Annotated in this window: 2 protein-coding genes; one reads left to right on the top strand and one right to left on the bottom strand. The window is 60.0% G+C overall.

The genetic code is table 11. The annotated features are described in order from the left end of the window. Positions 1-1,124 (bottom strand): nuclear transport factor 2 family protein (locus ADADOO_RS13195; RefSeq protein WP_511277965.1); only part of this gene is annotated, 1,124 nt, incomplete at its 3' end. A 105-nt stretch (positions 1,125-1,229) separates the two neighbouring features. Between ADADOO_RS13195 and cysS the strand changes: the two genes are divergently transcribed. After that, the coding region (cysS, locus tag ADADOO_RS13190; protein WP_511277964.1) for a cysteine--tRNA ligase at positions 1,230-2,152 on the top strand (923 nt) is incomplete at its 3' end.

Genomic DNA, 2,152 nt, shown 5'->3' with positions numbered 1-2,152 from the left:
TCCTTGATCAGCCACTTGCTACCGGCCCGAACGAAAACGAGTGTCTTGGTCGTCGAGCCGCTCAGGCTGGTTGCCTTGTAATGCTGACGGAACTTGGCGGTGGCCTTGTCGCCATTGATCGTGATCTGCGGCGTATCGAAGGAAACCGAGATCTTGCCGCTCTTGCCGGCGATACGCTGTTCGCGTTCCTGCTCCCAGGCCTTGCGGCTCATGCCCTTCGGTGTGTTGAAGTCGTTGGCGTAGGCTCCCAGGTAGGCGCGCATGTCCTTGCGTGACCAGGCGTTGGCCCAGGCGTTGATGGCCTTGACGACATCGTCGCTGCCGGCGGCGGTTTTGGCCGGAGCGGAGACGGGGGCGGCTACGGCAGTCGGGGCCGGCGCGGCTGTTGCTGCCGGTGCAGGAGCAGCGGCGACTACCATCGGCTTGGCGGCCGGCGGGGTGGCCGAGGCGGCGCCGGGCGTCGAGGTGATGACGGTAGCGCTCGGCGCTGCAGCCGGCTTGGCGGCAACGGGGGCGAGCGTTGCCGCGGCAGCAACCGGAGCGGCTGCAGCAGCAACCGGCTGCGGCTTGACGTTGCCCTTGCCCGAGGTGGTAATGAGGTCGCGGATCAAGGCCAGCTTGTTCTGCGTCGTCGAATTGGAGTTGTCGAGTTGCAGGGCCTTGTCATAGGCCTGGCTGGCCAGCTTGGCGTAGACGTCGCCGAGGTTTTCGTAGGCGATGGCGTAGGAGGGGTGAGTCCTTATGGCCATTTCCAGCGCTGTACGGGCCTTTTCGTATTGCTTTTGCTGGGCATAGAGCACGGCCAGGTTGTTATAGGGCTCCGGCAGTTCCGGGTAATCCTCGGATAGCTTGGTGAACACGCTGATGGCGTCGACCGGCTTGTTCATCTCGGTATAGATCAGGCCTTTCAGGAAGCGACCCTGGGCATCCTTCGGGCGGCTGCTCAGGTAGGCGTCTACTTTTTCGAGGGCTTGTGGGTATTGGCCCTGTTTGATCAGGCGCTGGACTTCCGGCAGGTTGTCGGCGAAAGCCGGTACGGCGAAGCTGATGGCCAGGCCAATCGCCATTGCACGCAACGTCTTGAGCTGCTTAAAACGGGGCTGGAGCAGGGAAATAGAGGTCATCGCTATGCTATACTTTTCGAGGTTATACAATCTTCCGATTCTACCAAAAATGCCGGTGATTCCATAGGGATTAGCAAGCCGGCCAAGCCCGGTCTCTCTCCCTGCATGCTCAAGATCTACAACTCCCTCCAGCGCGAAAAACAGGTTTTCACCCCGATCGAAGCGAACAAGGTTCGCATGTATGTTTGTGGCATGACGGTCTATGACTATTGCCACCTTGGCCATGCGCGGGTGATGGTCGTCTTCGACATGGTTTATCGCTGGCTCAAGGCGAGCGGCTACGACGTAACCTACGTCCGCAACATTACCGACATCGACGACAAGATCATCAGGCGTGCCATCGAGAATGGCGAGACGATCCAGCAACTGACCAACCGTTTTATCGCCTTCATGCACGAAGATGCCGATGCGCTGGGCGTCCAGCGGCCGGACTTCGAGCCGCGGGCGACCGACTACGTGCCGGAAATGCTCGATTTGATCGGTGAGCTCGAGGCCAAAGGCCTCGCCTACAAGGCAATCGATGGCGACGTGAATTACGCGGTGCGCAAGTTCGAGGGTTACGGCAAGCTGTCCGGCAAGTCGCTTGACGATCTGCGGGCCGGCGAGCGGGTCGAGGTCGATTCGGCCAAGCAGGATCCGCTCGATTTTGTACTGTGGAAACATGCCAAGCCCGGTGAGCCGGCTTGGGAGTCACCGTGGGGCGAAGGTCGTCCGGGTTGGCACATCGAATGTTCGGCGATGAGTTCGAAATTGCTCGGGGAGCATTTCGACATCCACGGCGGCGGCCAGGATTTGCAGTTCCCTCACCACGAGAACGAGATCGCCCAGTCCGAGGGCGCGCATCAGTGCGCCTTCGTCAATTACTGGATGCACAACGGGTTTGTTCGTGTCGATAACGAGAAGATGTCGAAATCGCTGGGCAATTTCTTCACGATCCGCACGGTACTCGAGCAGTTCGATGCCGAAGTCGTCCGCTTCTTCATCCTGCGCGCTCATTACCGCAGCCCGCTGAACTATTCGGATGCCCA

Origin of the sequence: Azonexus sp. (genome assembly GCF_036170495.1) — a bacterium.
Lineage (GTDB): Bacteria > Pseudomonadota > Gammaproteobacteria > Burkholderiales > Rhodocyclaceae > Azonexus.
This window is presented reverse-complemented; position numbering and strand designations above follow the sequence as displayed.